An 18,705-nucleotide genomic window follows, 5' to 3' on the forward strand; every position below is an offset into this window, starting at 1 on the left:
TCGGTTGTCCGTCAGTCGTTCCACGTCATGCGATTGAGGAACATGCTTTCATTGGCCGTCGGCGTCCATTGCAGGTTCTCTGCCCCGCCGTAGATCACCGCCGCCTCGTAGAGCGGCACCATCGGCACGTCGTTGGCGACGAATTTGGCGACCTCGGCATAGGCGGCCGAGCGTTCCTTCTCATCCAGAGTGTTGCGGGCCTTTTCCAGCAACGCATCGATATTCTGGTCACGCACGGACGACCAGTTGCTGGAGGAATGCAGAAGCGGGAAAAGCACGCCGTCCACATCCTGGCAAGCGCAGGACCAGCGGCCGAAGGCAAGGTTGGCCTGTTGTGCCGGCTCGCTCTGGGCGCGCTTCAGATAGGCTGCCATGTCTGTCAGCTGGATTTCGACATTGAAGCCGACGTCCGAAAGCATCTGGGCGAGGGCCTGAACGATGCGCTGGTCGAAGACCGGCGATGTCGCGAAGGCGAGCTTCGTCTTGCCCGCGTCGGTTTCCTCGACGATCTTCTTGGCTGCTTCAGGGTCGAAGGGCAGGTTTTCGAGGTCCGGCGTGTAGCCGAAATAGGTGTCGCTGGCCATCTGGGTGGCCGGCTTGTCATAGCCGCCGAGCAGGCCTTCGACGATGCCCTGCTTGTCGATCGCCATGGAGACCGCCTGGCGAACCTTGGCGTCGTTAAGCGGTGCAATCGTCGGATTGAGCTTCAGGTAGCCGATGCGCTCGGTCAGCGCGCTCAGCACCTTCGCCGAGCCGCTGCCTTCGACCTGCTTGGCCTGGTCGGCATCGATGGTGACCACCAGATCGGCATTGCCGGCCTGGAGGTCGGCGAGACGTGTCGCGGCATCCGGAACGGCGCGGAATTCGGCCTTCTCAAACGGACCCTTGGTGCCCCAGTAATCAGCATTGCGTGTCAGCCCCACCATCGAGCCGCGCTCCCAGCGGTCGAACTTGTAGGGGCCGGAACCAACGGGCGAAGCATTGAAGGCGTCGTCGCCGACCTTTTCAACCACATGCCTCGGCACGATGGAAAGCTTAACGAGCTGCGCCAGCAGCACGGGGTAGGGGCCGTCAGTGGTGATCGTCACCTCGTTGTCGCCGGTCACAGTGGCCGACTTGATCTTGTTGAACTGGCTGAGCTGCGGGCTCTTGAACGCGGGATCAATGATGCGCGTCACGGAGAAGGCCACATCCTCTGCAGTCAGCGGCTGGCCATCATGAAATTTCACATCGCTGCGCAGCTTGAAGACGACGTCCGTATCCGACTTCTGCTCCCAGCCGGTGGCAATCTCGGCAACGATCTTGCCGTCATTGTCGCGGGTGACCAGATTGTCGAAGATGTTGCGATAGACGTAATAGCTGTCCGGGTTCCACTGCTTCTGCGGATCGAGAGACGATGGTTCGTTGACGAGGTCGACGACAAACAGATCCTTGGCGCTCGCAGGCGCCGCCAGCGATGTGGCAATGCCGAGGCTCAGGGTGGCGGCGAGAAGAAGTCCGGAAGTCATACGTCTCAAGGCTGGCATGGTCAGTTCGTCCTTGTTCGTTCCTGGTTCGGTTGAAATTCGGTTTTATCGGCCGTGACCTTTTTCGCCCGCTTGCGCCGCAAGGCGGGCTCGTCGAGCACGGCGGAGGATTCGAGGAAGCGAGCGGCGAGATAGGCTTCCAGCTGGTCGATCGCCTGAGCCAGATGAGCTTCCGCTCCGTCCCGATCACCGGCGAGCAGGAAGGCGCCCAGCAGAGCACGGTCGGCACCTTTGAACTTGGCGGCGCTGCGGCCTTCGAAAAATGTCACGAGCCGGGCCGATCGATCCCAGAGGTCTATCAGCCATCCGGCCACGGTCGGCATGCCCAGCTTTCCCGCAAGCAGGACCAGAAGATCACGCTCGGCTCGACGCAGGGTGCCCTGAAGGTCGAGGGAAGGATCGCTGCGGCCATGCAGTGCGGCATACATGTCGCAAAGCCTGGAAACATGGGCCTGATCCGGTTCGCTCAAAGTTACGTTCGCGAGCAGGCGCTCAAGATGGCGCCTCGCGGCGATCACTTCGCGGATTTCAGCGGCGGAAATCGGTGATACCTGCCAGCCGCTGCGCGCCGAGGCCGAGACCAGCCCGCTCGCCTGCAGGCGCTGGAGGGCGGTGCGCACCGCTCCGCGGCCGATCGCAAACTCATCGCACAGTTTTGCTTCCGAGAGAATTTCGCCGGGGCTCATGACGCAATGGACAATGGCGCTGCGCAGCGTCTGTTCTGCAGAAAGACCCTTTGCAAGGCCGGGCATGGGAGAAGAATAGGCATCGTTATCAAGCATTCTGGCATCTCAATCGTAAGCATTGACAGCCGGAGTGACCGTCTTCCAACGCTTTCATTGTCAGGTTTGCTGTGCTTGTCAAAGCAGATTCCCAGTATGCGACGATAGCTCGCCTTGCCGGTAAGTTTGGCTCTTGTGGCCATTTCGAACCGGCTTTCGTTCACCTCGACATTAAGGATTGCATAGCGAGTTTTAAGATGTCAACATCATCGAAATGATGTAGCAGAAATATAATTCTGACATCTCAGATAAAAAGCATCGCCTGCCGGCGCCAGGCGGCGATCTGCACATAAGGCGTCTTCAGAGGAATGAACCAATTTCAGTTCAAGGGAACAGCTTATGCTATTGCACCGCCAACTCATCACGGCACTTCTTGTCGCCGCGGCCACGATAATCCTGCCGCCCTCGGCGAATGCTTCGAAGGATCTCTTCGTCATCGACCTGCCGGGCGAGCCATCGTCGCTTGATCCCCATGTTCAATGGAACCCCGACAGCTACAACGTCTACCGCAACGTCTTCGACAACCTGATCACCCGTGACGACGAGGGCAAGATCGTCCCGCAGATCGCGACAAGCTGGGAATATGTCTCCGACACCCAGATCCGCTTCAAGATCCGCGACGATGTGAGCTTTCACGATGGGACGAAGCTGACGGCCGAGGACGTTGCCTTCTCGGTCAAGCGTATCACCGATCCAGCATTCGCTAGCCCGCAACTTGGCCAGTTCAACCAGATCACCGATGCCGTCGCCGACGACGCAACGACCGTGACGCTGACGACCAATGGCCCTTATCCGCCGCTCTTCGCACAGCTGGTAAAACTGTCGATCGTGCCGAAAAGCACCGTCGAAAAGGTCGGCAAGGACGCCTTCAACCTAAGCCCCGTCGGTTCCGGCCCCTACAAGTTCGATGCGTGGCAGCGCGGCGTCGAAGTGTCGCTCAGCCGCAACGACGCCTATTGGGGCGACAAGGGCGTCTTCCCCAAGGTTGTCTTCCGTGCCGTGCCTGATGCCGCCACGCGCGTCGCCAATCTTCAGGCCGGCGCGAGCGATCTCGTTACCTATCTAAACGGCGACCTCGTGGCGCAGATCGAGGCGTCCGGCAGGGGCAAGGCGCTGGTCGGCAATACCGAACGCGTCGCCTATCTCGGCATGAACATCACCAAGGCACCGCTCGACAAACCGGAAGTTCGCGAGGCGATCGCCATGGCGCTCGACAAGGTTGGTATTGCCGAAGGCATCCTCGCGACGGGTGAGAAGCCCGTCCCGCAGATCGCCTCGCCCGCCCATATGGGTTGGGTCGAAGGGATTGCCGAGCCCACCTATGATGCGGCGAAGGCGAAGGAAATCATCACCTCGACGCCGGGCGCTGATACGCCGATCAAGCTCCTGACCTCACCGGTTTACGACCAGCGCGTCGTCCAGGCCATTCAGCAGATGCTGAACGATGCCGGGATGAAGGTCGAGATCGAGATGACCGACATGCCGAACTGGCTAAAGCAGATGCAGGGCGGCCCGGGTGTTATCCCGGCCATCGCTTTCAGTCGCTGGAGCTGCGGCTGCCAAGATGCGGATGGCATCCTATACCCGCTTCTGCATTCGTCGAGCGGCTGGTCCAGCATCAAGGATGCCGAGATCGATCAGGCTCTCGATCTGGCCCGCAAGTCGTTGTCCGAAGAAGAGCGGCTCGCTGCCTACAAGAAGGTGCACGAGAAGGTAAATGCGGAAAACTATGCCATCCCGCTTTATCAGGCCTCCGTCGTCTACGGTGCGGCCGAGCAGGTCAGCTTTACGCCGACGCCGAACGAGAGCATCTTCCTCAACCGCATCGAATGGACGGATTAAGCTCCGATCGCGGTTTTGATCGTTGCGGGAATGAACAGGGCGGGGACCAGGGTTCCCGCCTTTGCTTTTATAGTCTGCGAGGGGATTACCGGTGGACGTGAAGGCGGTGGTGGCGCAGCTCGCCCCCATCAGTCCGACTGCAAGAAAGAGGTCTGGCGATGATTCATCTCTGACCATCTGCGGTGTGCGTGGAGCTTCCACCAGTGGCCAGATGATTTACGGCAATTGCTCACAAATTCCGAAGCCTGTCGATTTCGGCTTGACTCGCGGTGGCTGATCGTTGCTAATGCGCATTAGCAGCTAATACGTATTAGCAAAATTCTGGATGTTTGGGAGGACGTCGCGTGACAGGCCACAAGCGGCTGACTCAGAACGATATCGCCAAGCTCGCCGGCGTCAGTCAGGCCACGGTTTCGCTCGTCCTGAACGGTGCGCCGACGGCGCTGGCACGTATCCCCGCCGAGACCCGCGAACGCGTTCAGGCCGTCATCCGCACGACCGGTTATGTTGCCGACCCGATTGCAAGGCGCATGGCCAAGGGGCTCAATCGCATCCTCGGTGTCTTCACCTACGAGCCGGCCTTTCCGAGTGCGCAGGCCGACTTCTTCACGCCCTTTCTGCTCGGGATCGAGGAGGAGGCGCAGCAGCAGAATTATGATCTCCTGCTGCTGACGAGCGCCGGCGTGGGCAACAATCGCAAGATCTTTTCCGAGAACAACCGGCTCAGGATCGCCGACGGCTGCCTCGTGCTCGGCCGCGAATTCGACCGCAAGGAACTCGCCCGGCTGGTGGCGGAGGATTACCCGTTCGTGGCGATCGGCCGTCGTGATGATGCCGGCGGGCCGGTCCCTTACGTCGGCGGCGACTACGCAGCCGGCACGCGCCAGCTTGTCGATAAGGCCATTTCGCTCGGCCATTCGAAGCTCGCCTATATCGGTCCGAAAGGCCCGGCGGAATCCATTGCCGATCGCTGGCGCGGCTTTGCGTCCACGCTGGAGGAGGGGCGACGCTTGCCCTGCATGTCGATGCTGTCAACCGACCAGCCGGCGAGATCCTCGAGAAGATCGTGTCGAACGGTGCGACGGCTGCCTTCTTTATCGAGTTGGCGGATGCCGTGCGCGTCGAGGCCGCAGCGCGCGAACGCGGGCTTGTCGTGCCGCAGGATTTTTCGATGGTCGTGCTCGGCAGCCATATCCGCGCCGGCCGCAGCCTGGTGCGCTTCACCTCCTACGACATTCCGCGCGAGGAGATGGGCAGACAGGCGACCGCCATGCTGGTCAACCGCATCGAGACGGCAAGCGCCGGTAGCCAGATCCTTCTGACCTGCGAGCCCGTCGAGGGCGAGACATTGGGACCCTGTCCTTCAAATCCGGCGAAAAGCGCCCAGTAAAAAACGGATGGAATGACGTGAAAGAGATGCGAGCAGATATTCTTGTCGTCGGCGGCGGACTTGGTGGGGTTGCAGCGGCACTGGGCGCGGCACGCGCGGGACGTCGCGTGATCATGACCGAGGAATATGACTGGATCGGCGGCCAGCTGACCAGCCAGGCGGTTCCTTCCGACGAGCACAGCTGGGTCGAGCAGTTCGGCATTACCCGTTCCTATCGGAAGTTGCGCAACGGCGTTCGGCAATATTACCGCGACCATTATCCGCTGACCGAGGGTGCCCGCGCCTGGGGAGATCTCAATCCCGGCGGCGGCTGGGTGAGCCGCATCTGCGCCGAGCCCCGCGTCAGCCTGGCGGTGATGGAAAGCATGCTGATGCCGTATATCGGTGCCGACCGGCTGACGGTGCTCAAGCCTTACAGGCCTGTCGCGGCCGATGTCGAGGGCGATACGGTTCGTTCCGTCACCGTGCGCCATCGCGATACGGGAGCCGAGATCGTCATTTCGGCGGATTACATTCTCGATGCCACGGAGCTTGGCGATCTCCTGCCGATGACCGGCACCGAATATGCCAAGGGCTTTGAAGCGCAATCCGACACCGGTGAGCCGAGCGCTCCGGGTGAGGCTCAGCCGGACAACGTGCAGGCCGTGTCGATCTGCTTTGCGATCGACCATGTCGATGGCGACCAGACGATCGACAAGCCGGATAACTATGATTACTGGCGCAAATACCAACCGCATTTCTGGGGCGGTCCGCTGCTTGGCTTCACCGCCCCGCATCCGCGCACGCTTGAGCATACGACACGCTCCTTCACGCCGAACCCGGATGATGATCCGCTCTTGGTTGATGCCGACCAGCGCAAGGGGGCGGTGACGAGAACCTCTGGATCTTCCGGCGCATCGCGGCACGCAAGAATTTCGCACCCGGATTCTACAACTCCGATATCTGCCTCGTGAACTGGCCGATGATCGACTATATGGACGGCACGATCATCGATGTCTCGGAAGAGGAAAAGGCGCGTCATCTGAAGGCCGCCGCCGACCTATCCTACTCGGTCTTCTATTGGCTGCAGACGGAGGCGCCGCGCCTCGACGGCGGGCAAGGTTTCCGCGGCCTGCGCCTGCGCGGTGATATCACGGGCACCGATCACGGCCTTGCCATGGCGCCCTATGTGCGTGAAGGCCGCCGCATCAAGCCGGTCACCCGCATCGTCGAGCAGGACCTGTCCTACACGGTGCGCGGCGACAAGGGTGCGGTACGCTACCGCGACAGCGTTGGCATCGGCATGTACCGCATCGACCTGCATCCCTCGACCGGCGGCGACAACTATGTCGACGTGCCGTCCTGCCCGTTCGAGATCCCGCTCGGTTCTCTCTTGCCGCAGCGGGTTAAGAACCTCATCCCGGCCGGCAAGAATATCGGCACGACGCACATCACCAACGGCTGCTATCGCCTTCATCCCGTCGAATGGAATGTCGGCGAGGTTGCCGGAATGCTCGCGTCTTATTGCCTAGACAGGGGGCTGACACCGCATCAGGTGCAGGCTGATGACAAGCATCTTCATGATTTCCAGGCGGCGCTGACCCGCGAGGGCATTGAAATACGGTGGCCGGATATCGCGGCCTACTGATCATTCCATCTTTGGAGGAGGACTGGGAATGCTTCATTATCGGAATTTGAAATCCACGGCCTGCGCAATAGCGGTCATCGGATCTTTGGCCTGGGGCAGTGCTGCCCATTCGCAGGACGCGGTCAACCTGCGCATGACGATCTGGAGCGCCAACGAGGCGCATCTGAAGCTGTTCAACGAGATCGCGGCGGGCTTCAAGCAGGAACACCCCAACGTCACCGTCACCTACGAGTCTCTGCCGTTCGAGACCTACACGACGGCGCTGACCACACAGATTGCTGGCGGCAATGCGCCGGACATGGCCTGGATTTTCGAAACCTCGGCTTATGACTTCGTCAAGTCGGGAGCGCTTTATCCGCTGAGCGACACGCTGAAGGCGACGGAAGGCTATAATCTCGACGAGGTCAGCGCCGGCGCCACCGAGCGCTGGATGCAGGACGGCACGCTTTACGCCTATCCCTTCTCCACCTCGCCGTTTGCGATGTTCGTCAACAACGATCTCGTCAAGGCGGCAGGCGCCAAGACCCCGGCCGAGATGGTCGCGGCCGGCGAATGGACCTGGGACAATGCGATTGCCACGGCGTCTGCGGTCGCGAAGTCGGGCAAGGGCGGACTGGTCGTCCGCGACTTCAACTACCAGGCCTGGCAGTATCTGACATCGGTCTGGAACGGTTGGGGCGCTTCGCCCTGGAGCGAGGACGGCAAGACCTGCACCATGGCCGAACAGCCGATGGCGGATGCGCTCGCCTTCATCCACGATGCGGTCTTTACGAAAAAGGCGATGCCTGGACCCGGCGAGACTGTCGATTTCTTCGCCGGTAACGCGGCGATGACGATCACCCAGATCAGTCGCGCCTCGCTTCTGCCCAAGGATAAGCCCTTCGACTGGGATCTGGTGCCGCTGCCCAAGGGGCCGGCGGGGAATACGCGCTGATCGGCCAGGCGGGCATCGGTGTGATGCAATCGGGCAAGAATGCCGAAACGGCAGCCGAGTTCGTTGCCTACATGACCAACCCGGAAAATTCGGCAAAGCTCAGCCAGTTCTTCCCCTCGGCGCGAAAGTCGCTGCTCAACGCCGAAGTGCTGAAGAAGACCAACCCGCTGCTTTCCGAAGAGCAGATCGACAAGGTCGTCATCTCCGGCATCGCCACCGGTAAGGTCATGCCCGGCCATACCGGCTTTGCCCAGATCCAGCAGATGGTGCGCTCAAATCTCGACGCCGTCTGGCGGCCTGAAGCGGATGTGCCGGGCACGCTCCAGAAAATCTGCGGCCAGATCGGCCCGCTCCTGAAGCGCTGAGGAGGGCGCCATGGCTGTCGCGCAGGAAAACGCTTATCCGGAAGGCCGCTCCTTATCGCCGTTCTGGACCATCGCCCGGCGCGACAGCCTCGCCGGCTTCCTCTTCATCACCCCGCAACTGATCGGGATCATCGTCTTCGTGCTGATCCCGCTCGGGCTGGTTTTCTGGTATTCGCTGCACGAGTGGAACGTGCTGGCCAACACTTTCACCTATACCGGTGCGCAGAATTACCGGATGCTGATCGAGGACGAGAGCCTTGTCGAAGTGCTCGGCGCGACGGCGATCTTTTCGGCAGGTCTGGTGGTGCTCAACCTGTCGCTCGCCTTGCTGCTGGCCGTCCTGCTGAACCAGAAGCTTGCGGGCATCGCGATCCTCCGCACGCTCTTCTTCTCGCCGGTCGTGGTCTCGCTGGTGGCCTGGACCATCGTCTGGGGTTTTCTCCTACAGAAGAACGGCGGCATCAACGGCATGCTTCTGATGGTGGGCATCGAAGGACCGAACTGGCTGCGCGAGGAGACGACGGCGATGATATCGGTGATCGTTGTGCAGGTGTTCAAGAATGTGGGCTTGAACATGATCCTGTTCCTGGCTGCGCTGCAGGGCGTGCCGAAGGAGCTCTATGAAGCTGCCCGTATCGATGGCGCTCCCGCCTTCAAGCAGTTTCGCCGCATCACCCTGCCGCTGATCAGCCCGACGATCCTCTTGACATCGATCATCACCATCGTCGGCTCGCTGCAGGTCTTCGCCCAGATCGCGGTGCTGACACAGGGCGGGCCGGGGCTGTCGACCACGGTGCTTGTCTATTACCTCTACCAGCAGGCCTTCCAGTTCCACTTCTTCGGCTACGGCTCGACGCTGTCGATCCTGCTCTTTGCGATCGTCGCTGTCCTGACCTTCGCCCAGTGGCAGATGCGCAAGAGGATCGTGTTCTATGAAAGCTGACCTTTCACCCCGCACGAGGACCGCGCTTTACGGGCTCATGTGCGTGCTGCTGATCCCTTTCGTTTTTCCCACATGGTGGATGGTGACATCCTCGATCAAGCCGATTAGCGACATCTTCGCCTTTCCGCCGCAGCTCATCCCGCAGAGCTATGACTGGACGACCTATTCCAAGGTGTTCGAGCTGCAGCCCTTCGTGCGGCAATACTGGAATTCCGCCTATATCGCGGCTCTCGTCACGGCCGGCACGATGATCGTCTCGTCGATGGCGGGTTATGCCTTCGCCAGGATCAGGTTTCCCTATGCCAACACCATCTTCATGATCGTGCTGCTCGGCCTGCTGATCCCGTCGGAAGTGACGATCGTGCCGCTGTTCCAGATGTTCCTGAAGGCGGGCATGGTGAATACCCACTGGCCGCTGATCCTCGTACCTATCTTCGGCGCGCCGAGCGTGTTCGCCACCTTCGTCATGCGCCAGTTCTTCGTAACTTTGCCCGCCGAGCTTGAAGAGGCGGCGCGCGTCGACGGCCTCGGGCGTTTCAAGATCTTCCGCAAGATCGCGTTGCCGCTTGCCAAGCCCGCACTGGCCTCGGTGGCGATCTTCACCTTCCTTCATTCGTGGAACCTGTTCCTCGAACCGATCGTGTTCCTGTCGAGCGCCGAGATGTTCACGCTGCCGCAGGCGCTCACCCAGTATACCGACGCCTATGGCGGGCCGATGTGGAACATCCAGCTTGCCGCCGCGACACTCACGGCATTGCCCGTCCTCATCGTCTTCGTGATCGCCCAGAAGCAGTTCGTCGAAGGCCTCGCCCATACCGGCCTTAAAGGCTGAGCAACCGGATCAAATCATGGCAGACGTCACCCTTTCCGATATCCGCAAAAGCTACGGCGCGGTGAAGACCATCCACGGTGTCGATCTCGACATCAAAGACGGCGAGTTCGTCGTGCTGGTCGGCCCGTCGGGATGCGGCAAGTCCACATTGCTTCGGATGATAGCGGGGCTCGAAACCATCACCGGCGGCATTCTGAAAATCGGAGGCCGGACGGTGAATGACCTCGATCCGAAGGATCGCGACATCGCCATGGTGTTTCAGTCCTATGCGCTTTATCCGCATATGACGGTGGCGACCAATATGGGATTTTCGCTCGAGCACCGCGGAACGGCGAAGGCTGAGATCGCAGAGCGGGTGCGTTGGGCCGCCGGCATTCTCGGCCTCACCGATCTGCTCGACCGATACCCGCGGCAGCTCTCCGGTGGCCAGCGTCAGCGTGTCGCCATGGGGCGGGCGATCGTGCGCGATCCGCAGGTTTTCTCTTTGACGAGCCGCTGTCCAATCTCGATGCGAAGCTTCGCGTCGTCATGCGTGGCGAGATCAAGGCACTGCACCAGAAACTGAAGACGACGACCATCTACGTCACACACGACCAGGTCGAGGCGATGACGATGGCGGATCGGATCGTTGTTCTGAATGGCGGCAGGGTAGAGCAGATCGGTGCGCCGCTGGAACTCTACGACCGTCCGGCCAACAGGTTCGTCGCGGGCTTCATTGGATCGCCCGCCATGAATTTCCTCGATGGCGTGATTACCGAGCGGGGTTTTGAAGCAACGGGCACCACCCTGCCGTTGCCCGCCTCCGCGCAAACACTCTCCGGCCAGGCGGCATCATACGGCATTCGCCCGGAACATTTTTCGCTCGGAGAAGAAGGTATCCCTGCAGAGGTCGTGCTTGTGGAGCCGATGGGATCGGAGACCCAGGTTGCGATGAAACTGGGGAGGCCATCGTCACCGGCGTATTTCGTGAACGGATCAACAGCAAGCCGGGCGATATCATTCACGTATCGCCCGACATTGGCTCTGTTCACCTGTTTTCGACTACCGGCAATCGGTTGAACTGATCCTGCCGGAATAATCGCACCTTCCTGGCGCGATCAGGCTTCTTCGTATTTCAGCACATTCTTCAACTCGCTCTCGATAGCCGCCAGCTGCGCCGAGCTGGTTTGCGGCATCGGCATGCGTGGCAGGCCGGCGTCTGTGCCCTGCAGGCGGATGGACGTCTTGATATTGGCCGGCAGGTTGTCGGATGAGATCGTGTTCCAGAAGCGCAGCAGGGCCTCGTGAATTTCCTTGGCGCGCTCGTGATCACCATTTTGCACGGCATTCCATAGTGCCAGGCACACGCCGGGGACGGCAGCCGGATTGGCGGCGATCGTTCCATGGCAGCCGATGGCAAAGGATGGATAGAGCAGGGCGTCCACGGCGGAATAGACCTTGCAGCCTTCCGGCACGTTCAGCATCAGGTCCGCCATCAGCTTCAGATCTCCGGCGCTCTGCTTGACGCCCTGAATGCCGGGCAGTTCCTTCATGAGGCGAACAAGAAGCGTCGGGCTCAGATAGTTCCAGGGCACCACGTTGTAGATGATGATCGGAACGTCCGTCGCCTCGTTCAACGCCTTAAAGTGAGCGAAGGTGGCGTCGTCGTCCGGCTTGAAGACATAATGGACCGGCGTCACCTGCAAGCCCTGGACGGAGAGGTGAGAAATGGCCTTTGCACGCCGGCTCGCCTCTCGGGTGGAGTTGGCTATAATGCCTGCAAGCACAGGGATTTTGCCGTCGACTTCCTCGACGCAGATCTCCATCAGTCGCGTGAATTCCTCGATGGTCAGCGTATGGCCTTCGCCGGAGCTTCCGCCAACGCACACGCCATGCACCTTCTTGTCGAGATTGAATTTTACGATCTTGCGGAACGCCGCTTCGTCGATCTCCCCGTCTTTTGTGAACGGCGTGACGATCGGCGGGATAATGCCGGAGACATTGTCTAGGTTCATGCTGGTTCTCCTTTCGAGTGCTAGGCACTGCCTTGCGGGCAGGTTCGGATAGGGCGCACGGCGTCGTCTGCTGCCTGTAGCGCCATGAGAAACGTGTTGTTTGAGGCGTCGGAACGCGGTCTGAGTGTTTACAAGGCTTCGGCCAGCGCCCTCATCCAGATCGCGACCGCAACGGCGCCACCATCGGGAACGCCGACTGCGCGTTCCCCGAGATAGCTCGCTCGGCCGAGCTTCGGCTTCATTGCCTCCGTCGCCTTGGCGCCGGCTTCGGCAGCTTCCGCAGCCTTGATCCATGCCGCACCGGCATCCGTATCCGGGTTGGCACGGAGGCTTTCCAGAGCCGGATGGAGGGCGTCAAGCATTGTCCTGTCACCCGGCTTGGCACCGCCCGTCTCGCTGATCGCGGCCACGGCAATGGCCAGCGCCTCCGTGTAGTCCGAGGCCGCAAATCTGCCATTTTCCGCCAGCCGGCGGCCCGCGCGGGTAAGTGCTATGGCATAGAACGGTCCCGAGCTGCCGGCGATCGCACGCCGCAGGGCGTTGCCGGTCGAAACCAGTGCCTGCGCCGGATTAAGCCAGGCATTGTCAGGCAATGCCTGGATCGCTTGCGCCCCTCGCAGCATGCTGGCGCCCAGATCACCGTCGCCCGCCTTGCTGTCGAGATCGGTGAGATAGGCCTCTGATTTTTCCAAAGCCGCGGCAACAGCAAGACCGATCGCCTTGAGCTTGGCAGGATCGAATTCGGCATCCGGGCAAAGCACGCTGTCATCTTCCCTGACGGCCACGACCGGCAGGATTAGTGCTTCGTTCGGGACCGCGCCCCCTCTTGGCCACGCGGTCGCCGTCGTCGAGGCATCGAGAAGTTCGGCCTCCCCGGGCTGCAGGGAAAAAGCGAAATCGAGCAGCCGGGCATGTCGATGGCTGTCAGGAAATCGCCGCTCCAGGCGCGATCGATGACGATACCTCTTTCGCGCAACAGGCCGAGTGCCCTGCGGGCGACGATCGCCAGTTCCATCGGTGGTGTTGCTCCGAGACCGTTGATCATCAGGGCAACACGCGCGCCATGGTGGATGCCGAGATCCCCGAGGATCGTCTCGATAATGCGATCGACCAGCGCATCTGCCGGCATCAGCCCGGTCCGTTCGATGCCTTTCTCGCCGTGTATGCCGAGGCCAAGCTCGATCTCGTCATCGGCGAGCGTGAAGCCAGGCTTGCCGGCCGCGGGCACGGTGCAGGCACCGAGCGCCACGCCCATGGTGCCGATGCGCTGGGATGCCGACCTGGCAGCGGCGGCAACTTCCTGAAGCGGTTTACCGCCCGCCGCAAGAGCTCCGGCAATTTTGTGCACCAGCACGGTTCCGGCAATGCCTCGACGCCTTTCTCGGATAACGAGATCCTGCAGGGCGACGTCATCGGCGACGACCACGATCTCGGTCGGAATGCCTTCAATGGCGGCAAGTTCGGCAGCCAGCCCGAAGTTCAGCCGGTCGCCAGTATAGTTTTTCACGACAAGCACGGCGCCCGCCGGCCCCGCGGTTGCGCGAATGGCGGCCAGTACCGCGTCGACGCTTGGCGAGGTGAAGACTTCGCCGGTGACGGCGGCGGTGAGCATGCCTTCTCCCACATAGGCCGCATGGGCCGGCTCATGTCCGGCCCCGCCGCCGGAAATGACGGCCACGGGACGGTTCTCTGCGGCGGGCAGATGGGCCCGAACCACCACGTTCTCGGTGTCGAGGAGAGCGAGGCCGGGATTGAGGCCGACCAGACCCTCCAGCATTTCGCGAACCACGGCGGAGGGCTTGTTGATGAGCTTCTTCACGATCGGTTACTCCATGATCTGCTGCAGTGCCGGCATTAGTCGACCTGATCCGGGCGCATCTTCAAAGCCAGCGTGCAGGCGGCGGAAAGGACGGCGATACCGGCCATATAGAGCGCAATCGGAGCAGATGAACCGTATTCACTCAGCAGCGCGACCGCGATCAGCGGGGACAGGCCACCGCCTAGGATGGGGCCAACCTGCTGCACCAGCGACAGGCCGGTATAGCGGACGCGGGCCGGGAAGAGGGCGGAGAAGAGGGCGCCCTGTGCTCCGTACATCATGCCATGACCGAGGCCCAATCCGATCGCAACGGCGATCCAGATCATCGTCGTATTGCCGGTATCGAGCATGCCAAAGAAGAAGAAGGCGAATACGGCCTGTATCAGGGCGCCGGCGACATAGATCGGCTTGCGGCCGATACGGTCCGACAGATAGCCGAATAGCGGCAGGGTCAGGCACTCGATGGCGCAGCCGAAGAGAATGCCGTTCAGCACCACGTCCTGCGAGAGATTGAGCGTGGTCACGCAATAAGTGATGGCGAAGACGGCGTAGACATTGAAAAGGCCGCTTTCCGCGATCTTCGCGCCGATGCCGAGCAGGACATTCGGCCAGTAGAGGCGAAGAACTTCGACTACGGGCAATGCCGCCGGCTTTTCCTTGGCGATCGCTTCCTCGAAGACCGGAGATTCGGCAATGCGGAATCGGATGAACAATGCCAGTGCAACAAGCAAGATGCTGACAAGGAAGGGGATGCGCCAGCCCCAGGAGAGGAATGCCTCCGGAGCCATGGCAGCGCTAAGGGCGCTGAGGAGTGCGATCGGGATGAGAAAACCGGCGGGCGTGCCGATATGCACCAATGACGAATAGAACCCGCGCCGATGTTCCGGCGCGTTCTCGATCGTCATGACCATGCCGCCGCCATATTCCCCGCCGAGGCCGATCCCCTGCAAAAGACGAAGCGTTACCAGAAGGATCGGTGCCCATACGCCGATCGTATTGTAGGACGGGATGAGACCGATCAGGAAGGTGCCTATCCCCATGATGAGAACAGTCAGCAGAAGCATGGTGCGGCGACCTACGCGGTCACCGAAATGGCCGAACAGGAGCCCCCGAGCGGGCGAGCGCAATACCCGACGAAAAACGTGGCGAAGGCCGCCAGCGAACCAACCATCGGGTCGCTGCTGACGAAGAATATGTGATTAAAGACGAGGGCGGTCGCAGTCGCATAGAGCGTGAAATCATAATACTCGACCGTCGTTCCGATCGCGCTTGCCAGCGCAACCTGACCTGGCCCCGCCGACGGTAAAGTGTCGTCTGCCGGCTGTTTGGACCCGGCACGCGTTGCAGTATTTTGCAGCATTCAAACCTCCCTGAATCTGGAATACCGTCCCATATTCCAGGACAGAAAAGGAGTGCTGTATCGAGAAATTGTCAAGCTCTATAAGTCAAGGTTGCGGCTTTTGATGCTCTATTCCGCCTTTATCCTGTTGTAAATTATGGAATAAATTTCTGAATATTTTTTCGGACGCAGTTACAAGATTGAAATCTGTTCCGCATTGTGGGATGATTACGCTTCGGGTCTCCTCGCTGCTGCCTTGTATCGGGTTGCGATCTGGAGTTGTCTTTGATGGATAGAGTGGTCTCGACATCGTCGGGGCCGTCGCCAATCCTTGACAGATGAGCAATCATCGGAGTTATCGTGCGAATATGGATAATAAGACTGACATCCTGGAGAGGACCGAAAAAGGCGTTGCGGCGGCCCGCGACAGCGAATCCAGCAACCTGAAGTCGCTCTTCAAGATCATCGATATTCTCGACTGCTTTTCACTGGAAGAGCGCGAGTTGTCGGTGTCCGAGATCGCGCGGCGCACCGGCATGCCGAAAAGCACTGCGCACCGCATAGCGGACAGTTTGCGCGTTGCCGGCTTTCTTGATCAGAACGCGTCTCGCGAGCGTTACAGGCTGGGGTTGCGCCTGTTCGAGTATGGCAGCACGGTTCTCGGAAGTATGGAACTCAATCGCGTCGCCAACCCGTTCATCGAGGCACTGACGAAGCGGTCAGGCGAGAATGTTCATCTCTGCGTCTTCAACGGCAGCCACATGCTTCTCGTCAAACGCGCATCGAAGGCCTCAAGCAGGCAGAACACCCTGACCGTGATGGAGGAAAGCGCCTGTCACAGTACCGGAGTGGGCAAGGCGACCTTGGCCTTCCAGCCGGAGGCGACGCTGCGCAAGATCATCGAGGCGGGACTTGCGCCATTCACACAGCACACCATCACCGACCCTCAGAAGCTGCGTGACCATTTGGCCGACATTCGCAGTCAAGGCTATGCCATTGATGACCGGGAGCATGAGACTGATATACGCTGCATTGCCGCCCCGATCCGCAATGCCAACGGCCGCGTCTTTGCGGCGGTAAGTATCTCAGGCCCCGCGCGCCGTATGACCGACGAACGGCTGGCGACTTTCAGGCCGCTCGTCATGGATCACGCCGCGTCGATATCCGTGCAACTCGGTTTCTCGGAATTTTGACGCCTTTATCGCAAGGGTGCCATCGCAGGGACGATAGTATGGCTAGTGTACTCGTCTGAAGCTCTCATGCGCGGTTGTAGACGGCGCTGTAGACGAGCCTCAGCCCGAGCGCGCCGAGAAGGCCTGCTGCAGCGCGATCGATCCATCGTTTCGCGCTCAGGTAGATGGACTGGGGCTTTGACGACGAGAAGATCAGTGCGACGATGACGTACCAGCTCGTTTCGACAAGGAAGATGCCGACCGGCAGCGCGATGAACAGGCTCGGCGGTATGCTGGGCGGAAGTACCGCGGCAAAGACGCTGGCATAGACGACGATCGCCTTCGGATTGCTCAGCTGGGTGAGAACCGCAACCCCGAAGCTGCGGCCGACGGTGCTTTGCTCCGCCGTGCCTGTCGCCGTGATCGGGTGGGATGCTCCCAGCCACATCTGGGTGGCGATATAGATGAGATAGACGCCGCCGAAGACCTTGAGCGCGACGTAGAACCAGAGGAATTGGGTGAGCAGGGCGGTGACGCCGGCCAGCGCAAGGGTGGCGAATATCGTGCCACCGAGGCCGATGCCCATTGCGGCGGCAAGTCCGTCCATGCGTGAACGCGAAATCGATATGCGCGAGACCATCACGAAGCTTGGACCGGGGCTCATCGCGCCCACCATGATGGTCCCGAGAATTGTGATCAGTATGGCGGTGGGTGACAGCATGGTTGGCTCCTTGATTTTCCCGCCGGCCACCGCTTGGCGGAGTGATCGTGGCAAGAGGCGGGCCGCCGGATGGCGGTGGAGCTATCCACGCCTGCGTCGTATGTTCTGGCAATAAGCGGAAAATCAAATCGCGTTTCAGATGAAATGGCCGAGGCTGCAACACGTTCTTTGGTGCCGGCCCGTCAGATCTGCAAAAACCTCAACACCGCCTCGTTGAACGGTGCCGGAGTGACGACGTTGACGGCGTGGGCGCCGAAGTCGAAGAGGGCGAGTTCGGCGTCGGGCAGTTTTTCGGCAAGATGCAGCGACCGGCTGTAGGGCACGAGCAGGTCGTCCTTCGTTGCGATCACCAGCGTCGGGACCGCGACTTCGCCGAGCCGCGCATCGATATCGAATGCCCTGAGCGCCGCTATCCTGCGCAGGATATTGTCGCGACCCTGGAAATGGCGAAGGCCATGCTGTTCCTCTTCGGCGAGCCGAGCTGCGTTTTCCGCCATCCAGATGGCCGGATAGAGAAAAAGCGGCTGTGCCCGGATGAAGGCCTCGACGCCGGTGTTTTCGAGGAGCGCGATCCGCGTGTCGAAACAGCGGCCGGAATGCGGGTCGGCCTTGCTCCAGGCGTTGATCAGAATGAGCTTTTCGATCATACCCGGCCGGCGAAGCGCGATGTCGAGGCCGATCAGGCCGCCGAGCGCGTGACCCATGAAGCTGAAATGCTCAAGTTCGAGCGCGTCGGCGATCTCCAGCACGTCATCCGCCATGCCTGAGATGCCGCCATCTTCGGGCACTTCGCCACCGGTGCGGCCGCAGCCGCGGTGGTCGTAGGTGACGATGCGGTAGTCGGAGGCAAGCGCCTCGATCTGCGGCGCCCAATAGGCGCCCGAACCGCCGAGGCCGGAGGACAGGATGATCGTCGGGGCTGCCGGATCGGTCAGGCCTTTGACTTCATAATGCATGGCGTGCCTTCGATTGGGGAGGTCGGGGAGGCGGCAACCTCCCTTCCTCTCATTTGCCGATATGGGCGACGGTTGCGATTTCCACCAGCGCATCCGGCTTCACGAGGCCGCACTGGATGCAGTAGCGGGCAGGCTTGTCGCCCGGAAAATACTCGGCATAGACCGCGTTGACGGCCTGATAGTTCGCCCAGTCGGTGATGAAGATGTGGTTCATCGTGACGTCTTCCATCGTGCCGCCGGCGGTCTCGATAACGGATTTGATGACCTCCAGCACATGGCGGGTCTGTGCGCCGGCATCGCCGACATGGACGACGTCGTTGTTCTTATCGAAGGGGAGCGTGCCCGAGACATAGACGACGCCATCGGCGAGCGTGCCGGGAGAATAGGGGGCGATCGGCTTCTGGGTTCCTTCGGGCACGATGATCGACTTCGGCATTCTGAAGTTCTCCTCTTTGATGATCGG

Annotated in this window: 14 protein-coding genes and 4 pseudogenes; 8 read left to right on the forward strand and 10 right to left on the reverse strand. The window is 60.8% G+C overall.

Annotated features, from left to right (window positions below; all coding sequences use genetic code 11):
• Nucleotides 1–11: 11 nt before the first annotated feature.
• Entirely contained in the window at nucleotides 12–1,508 is a 1,497-nt protein-coding gene (locus N7E02_RS00220) for an ABC transporter substrate-binding protein (protein WP_286578136.1), read from the reverse strand.
• A 20-nt stretch (nucleotides 1,509–1,528) separates the two neighbouring features.
• Entirely contained in the window at nucleotides 1,529–2,308 is a 780-nt protein-coding gene (locus N7E02_RS00225; protein WP_286578137.1) for a GntR family transcriptional regulator, read from the reverse strand.
• A 339-nt stretch (nucleotides 2,309–2,647) separates the two neighbouring features.
• Here N7E02_RS00225 and N7E02_RS00230 point away from each other — a divergent pair, with 339 nt between their 5' ends.
• From N7E02_RS00230 to N7E02_RS00260, 7 genes and pseudogenes are all read left to right on the forward strand, one after another.
• Complete coding sequence (locus tag N7E02_RS00230) at nucleotides 2,648–4,150, forward strand: ABC transporter substrate-binding protein (RefSeq protein WP_286578138.1); 1,503 nt, start codon at nucleotides 2,648–2,650, stop codon at nucleotides 4,148–4,150.
• 344 nt (nucleotides 4,151–4,494) lie between these two features.
• Nucleotides 4,495–5,540: pseudogene (locus tag N7E02_RS00235) on the forward strand (LacI family DNA-binding transcriptional regulator).
• A gap of 26 nt (nucleotides 5,541–5,566) precedes the next feature.
• A pseudogene (locus tag N7E02_RS00240) lies at nucleotides 5,567–7,167 on the forward strand (FAD-dependent oxidoreductase).
• A 28-nt stretch (nucleotides 7,168–7,195) separates the two neighbouring features.
• A pseudogene (locus N7E02_RS00245) lies at nucleotides 7,196–8,466 on the forward strand (ABC transporter substrate-binding protein).
• Between the two features lie 10 nt (nucleotides 8,467–8,476).
• Nucleotides 8,477–9,409, forward strand: a complete 933-nt coding sequence (locus N7E02_RS00250; RefSeq protein WP_286578139.1) for a carbohydrate ABC transporter permease — start codon at nucleotides 8,477–8,479, stop codon at nucleotides 9,407–9,409.
• On the forward strand, nucleotides 9,399–10,241 hold the full coding sequence (locus tag N7E02_RS00255) for a carbohydrate ABC transporter permease (protein ID WP_286578140.1): 843 nt from the start codon (nucleotides 9,399–9,401) through the stop codon (nucleotides 10,239–10,241). The genes N7E02_RS00250 and N7E02_RS00255 overlap by 11 nt, the downstream gene beginning before the upstream one ends.
• Before the next feature lie 16 nt (nucleotides 10,242–10,257).
• Nucleotides 10,258–11,305: pseudogene (locus tag N7E02_RS00260) on the forward strand (ABC transporter ATP-binding protein).
• A gap of 33 nt (nucleotides 11,306–11,338) precedes the next feature.
• On the opposite strand, the gene N7E02_RS00265 reads toward N7E02_RS00260, so the two are convergent.
• The 5 genes from N7E02_RS00265 to N7E02_RS00280 all read right to left on the reverse strand — a co-directional run bounded on the left by N7E02_RS00265 (nucleotide 11,339) and on the right by N7E02_RS00280 (nucleotide 15,414).
• Nucleotides 11,339–12,235 (reverse strand): dihydrodipicolinate synthase family protein, encoded by an 897-nt coding sequence (locus tag N7E02_RS00265; RefSeq protein ID WP_286578141.1) that lies wholly within the window; start codon nucleotides 12,233–12,235, stop codon nucleotides 11,339–11,341.
• Between the two features lie 128 nt (nucleotides 12,236–12,363).
• Nucleotides 12,364–12,996 carry a DAK2 domain-containing protein gene (locus tag N7E02_RS29290; RefSeq protein ID WP_353622761.1) on the reverse strand — a complete coding sequence of 211 codons (633 nt, stop codon included), beginning with the start codon at nucleotides 12,994–12,996 and terminating at the stop codon, nucleotides 12,364–12,366.
• Between the two features lie 35 nt (nucleotides 12,997–13,031).
• Complete coding sequence (locus tag N7E02_RS29295; protein ID WP_353622762.1) at nucleotides 13,032–14,054, reverse strand: dihydroxyacetone kinase subunit DhaK; 1,023 nt, start codon at nucleotides 14,052–14,054, stop codon at nucleotides 13,032–13,034.
• 35 nt (nucleotides 14,055–14,089) lie between these two features.
• Complete coding sequence (locus tag N7E02_RS00275; protein WP_286578142.1) at nucleotides 14,090–15,118, reverse strand: MFS transporter; 1,029 nt, start codon at nucleotides 15,116–15,118, stop codon at nucleotides 14,090–14,092.
• Nucleotides 15,119–15,129: 11 nt separating this feature from the next.
• On the reverse strand, nucleotides 15,130–15,414 hold the full coding sequence (locus N7E02_RS00280) for a hypothetical protein (protein ID WP_286578143.1): 285 nt from the start codon (nucleotides 15,412–15,414) through the stop codon (nucleotides 15,130–15,132).
• Nucleotides 15,415–15,761: 347 nt separating this feature from the next.
• On the opposite strand from N7E02_RS00280, the gene N7E02_RS00285 reads away from it, so the two are divergent.
• Complete coding sequence (locus tag N7E02_RS00285) at nucleotides 15,762–16,586, forward strand: IclR family transcriptional regulator (RefSeq protein WP_286578144.1); 825 nt, start codon at nucleotides 15,762–15,764, stop codon at nucleotides 16,584–16,586.
• Nucleotides 16,587–16,650: 64 nt separating this feature from the next.
• Here N7E02_RS00285 and N7E02_RS00290 read toward each other — a convergent pair whose 3' ends face one another.
• The 3 genes from N7E02_RS00290 to rutC all read right to left on the reverse strand — a co-directional run bounded on the left by N7E02_RS00290 (nucleotide 16,651) and on the right by rutC (nucleotide 18,678).
• Nucleotides 16,651–17,283: a LysE family translocator gene (locus N7E02_RS00290; RefSeq protein WP_286578431.1), complete on the reverse strand. Its 633-nt coding sequence runs from the start codon at nucleotides 17,281–17,283 to the stop codon at nucleotides 16,651–16,653.
• Nucleotides 17,284–17,468: 185 nt separating this feature from the next.
• Nucleotides 17,469–18,242 carry a pyrimidine utilization protein D gene (gene rutD / locus N7E02_RS00295; protein ID WP_286578145.1) on the reverse strand — a complete coding sequence of 258 codons (774 nt, stop codon included), beginning with the start codon at nucleotides 18,240–18,242 and terminating at the stop codon, nucleotides 17,469–17,471.
• Nucleotides 18,243–18,291: 49 nt separating this feature from the next.
• Entirely contained in the window at nucleotides 18,292–18,678 is a 387-nt protein-coding gene (rutC, locus tag N7E02_RS00300; protein WP_286578146.1) for a pyrimidine utilization protein C, read from the reverse strand.
• Nucleotides 18,679–18,705 lie beyond the last annotated feature (27 nt).

The sequence above is a fragment of the Terrirhizobium terrae genome (assembly GCF_030323265.1).
In the GTDB taxonomy this organism is placed as follows: Bacteria; Pseudomonadota; Alphaproteobacteria; order Rhizobiales; family Rhizobiaceae; genus Neorhizobium.

Excerpts from the sequence above, each read along its gene's own strand:
- N7E02_RS00220 (WP_286578136.1), bottom strand. The coding sequence starts at position 1,508 with ATGACTTCCGGACTTCTTCTCGCCGCCACCCTGAGCCTCGGCATTGCC.
- N7E02_RS00225 (WP_286578137.1), bottom strand. The coding sequence starts at position 2,308 with ATGCTTGATAACGATGCCTATTCTTCTCCCATGCCCGGCCTTGCAAAG.
- N7E02_RS00230 (WP_286578138.1), top strand. The coding sequence starts at position 2,648 with ATGCTATTGCACCGCCAACTCATCACGGCACTTCTTGTCGCCGCGGCC.
- N7E02_RS00250 (WP_286578139.1), top strand. The coding sequence starts at position 8,477 with ATGGCTGTCGCGCAGGAAAACGCTTATCCGGAAGGCCGCTCCTTATCG.
- N7E02_RS00255 (WP_286578140.1), top strand. The coding sequence starts at position 9,399 with ATGAAAGCTGACCTTTCACCCCGCACGAGGACCGCGCTTTACGGGCTC.
- N7E02_RS00265 (WP_286578141.1), bottom strand. The coding sequence starts at position 12,235 with ATGAACCTAGACAATGTCTCCGGCATTATCCCGCCGATCGTCACGCCG.
- N7E02_RS00275 (WP_286578142.1), bottom strand. The coding sequence starts at position 15,118 with ATGCTTCTGCTGACTGTTCTCATCATGGGGATAGGCACCTTCCTGATC.
- N7E02_RS00280 (WP_286578143.1), bottom strand. The coding sequence starts at position 15,414 with ATGCTGCAAAATACTGCAACGCGTGCCGGGTCCAAACAGCCGGCAGAC.
- N7E02_RS00285 (WP_286578144.1), top strand. The coding sequence starts at position 15,762 with ATGGATAATAAGACTGACATCCTGGAGAGGACCGAAAAAGGCGTTGCG.
- rutD (WP_286578145.1), bottom strand. The coding sequence starts at position 18,242 with ATGCATTATGAAGTCAAAGGCCTGACCGATCCGGCAGCCCCGACGATC.
- rutC (WP_286578146.1), bottom strand. The coding sequence starts at position 18,678 with ATGCCGAAGTCGATCATCGTGCCCGAAGGAACCCAGAAGCCGATCGCC.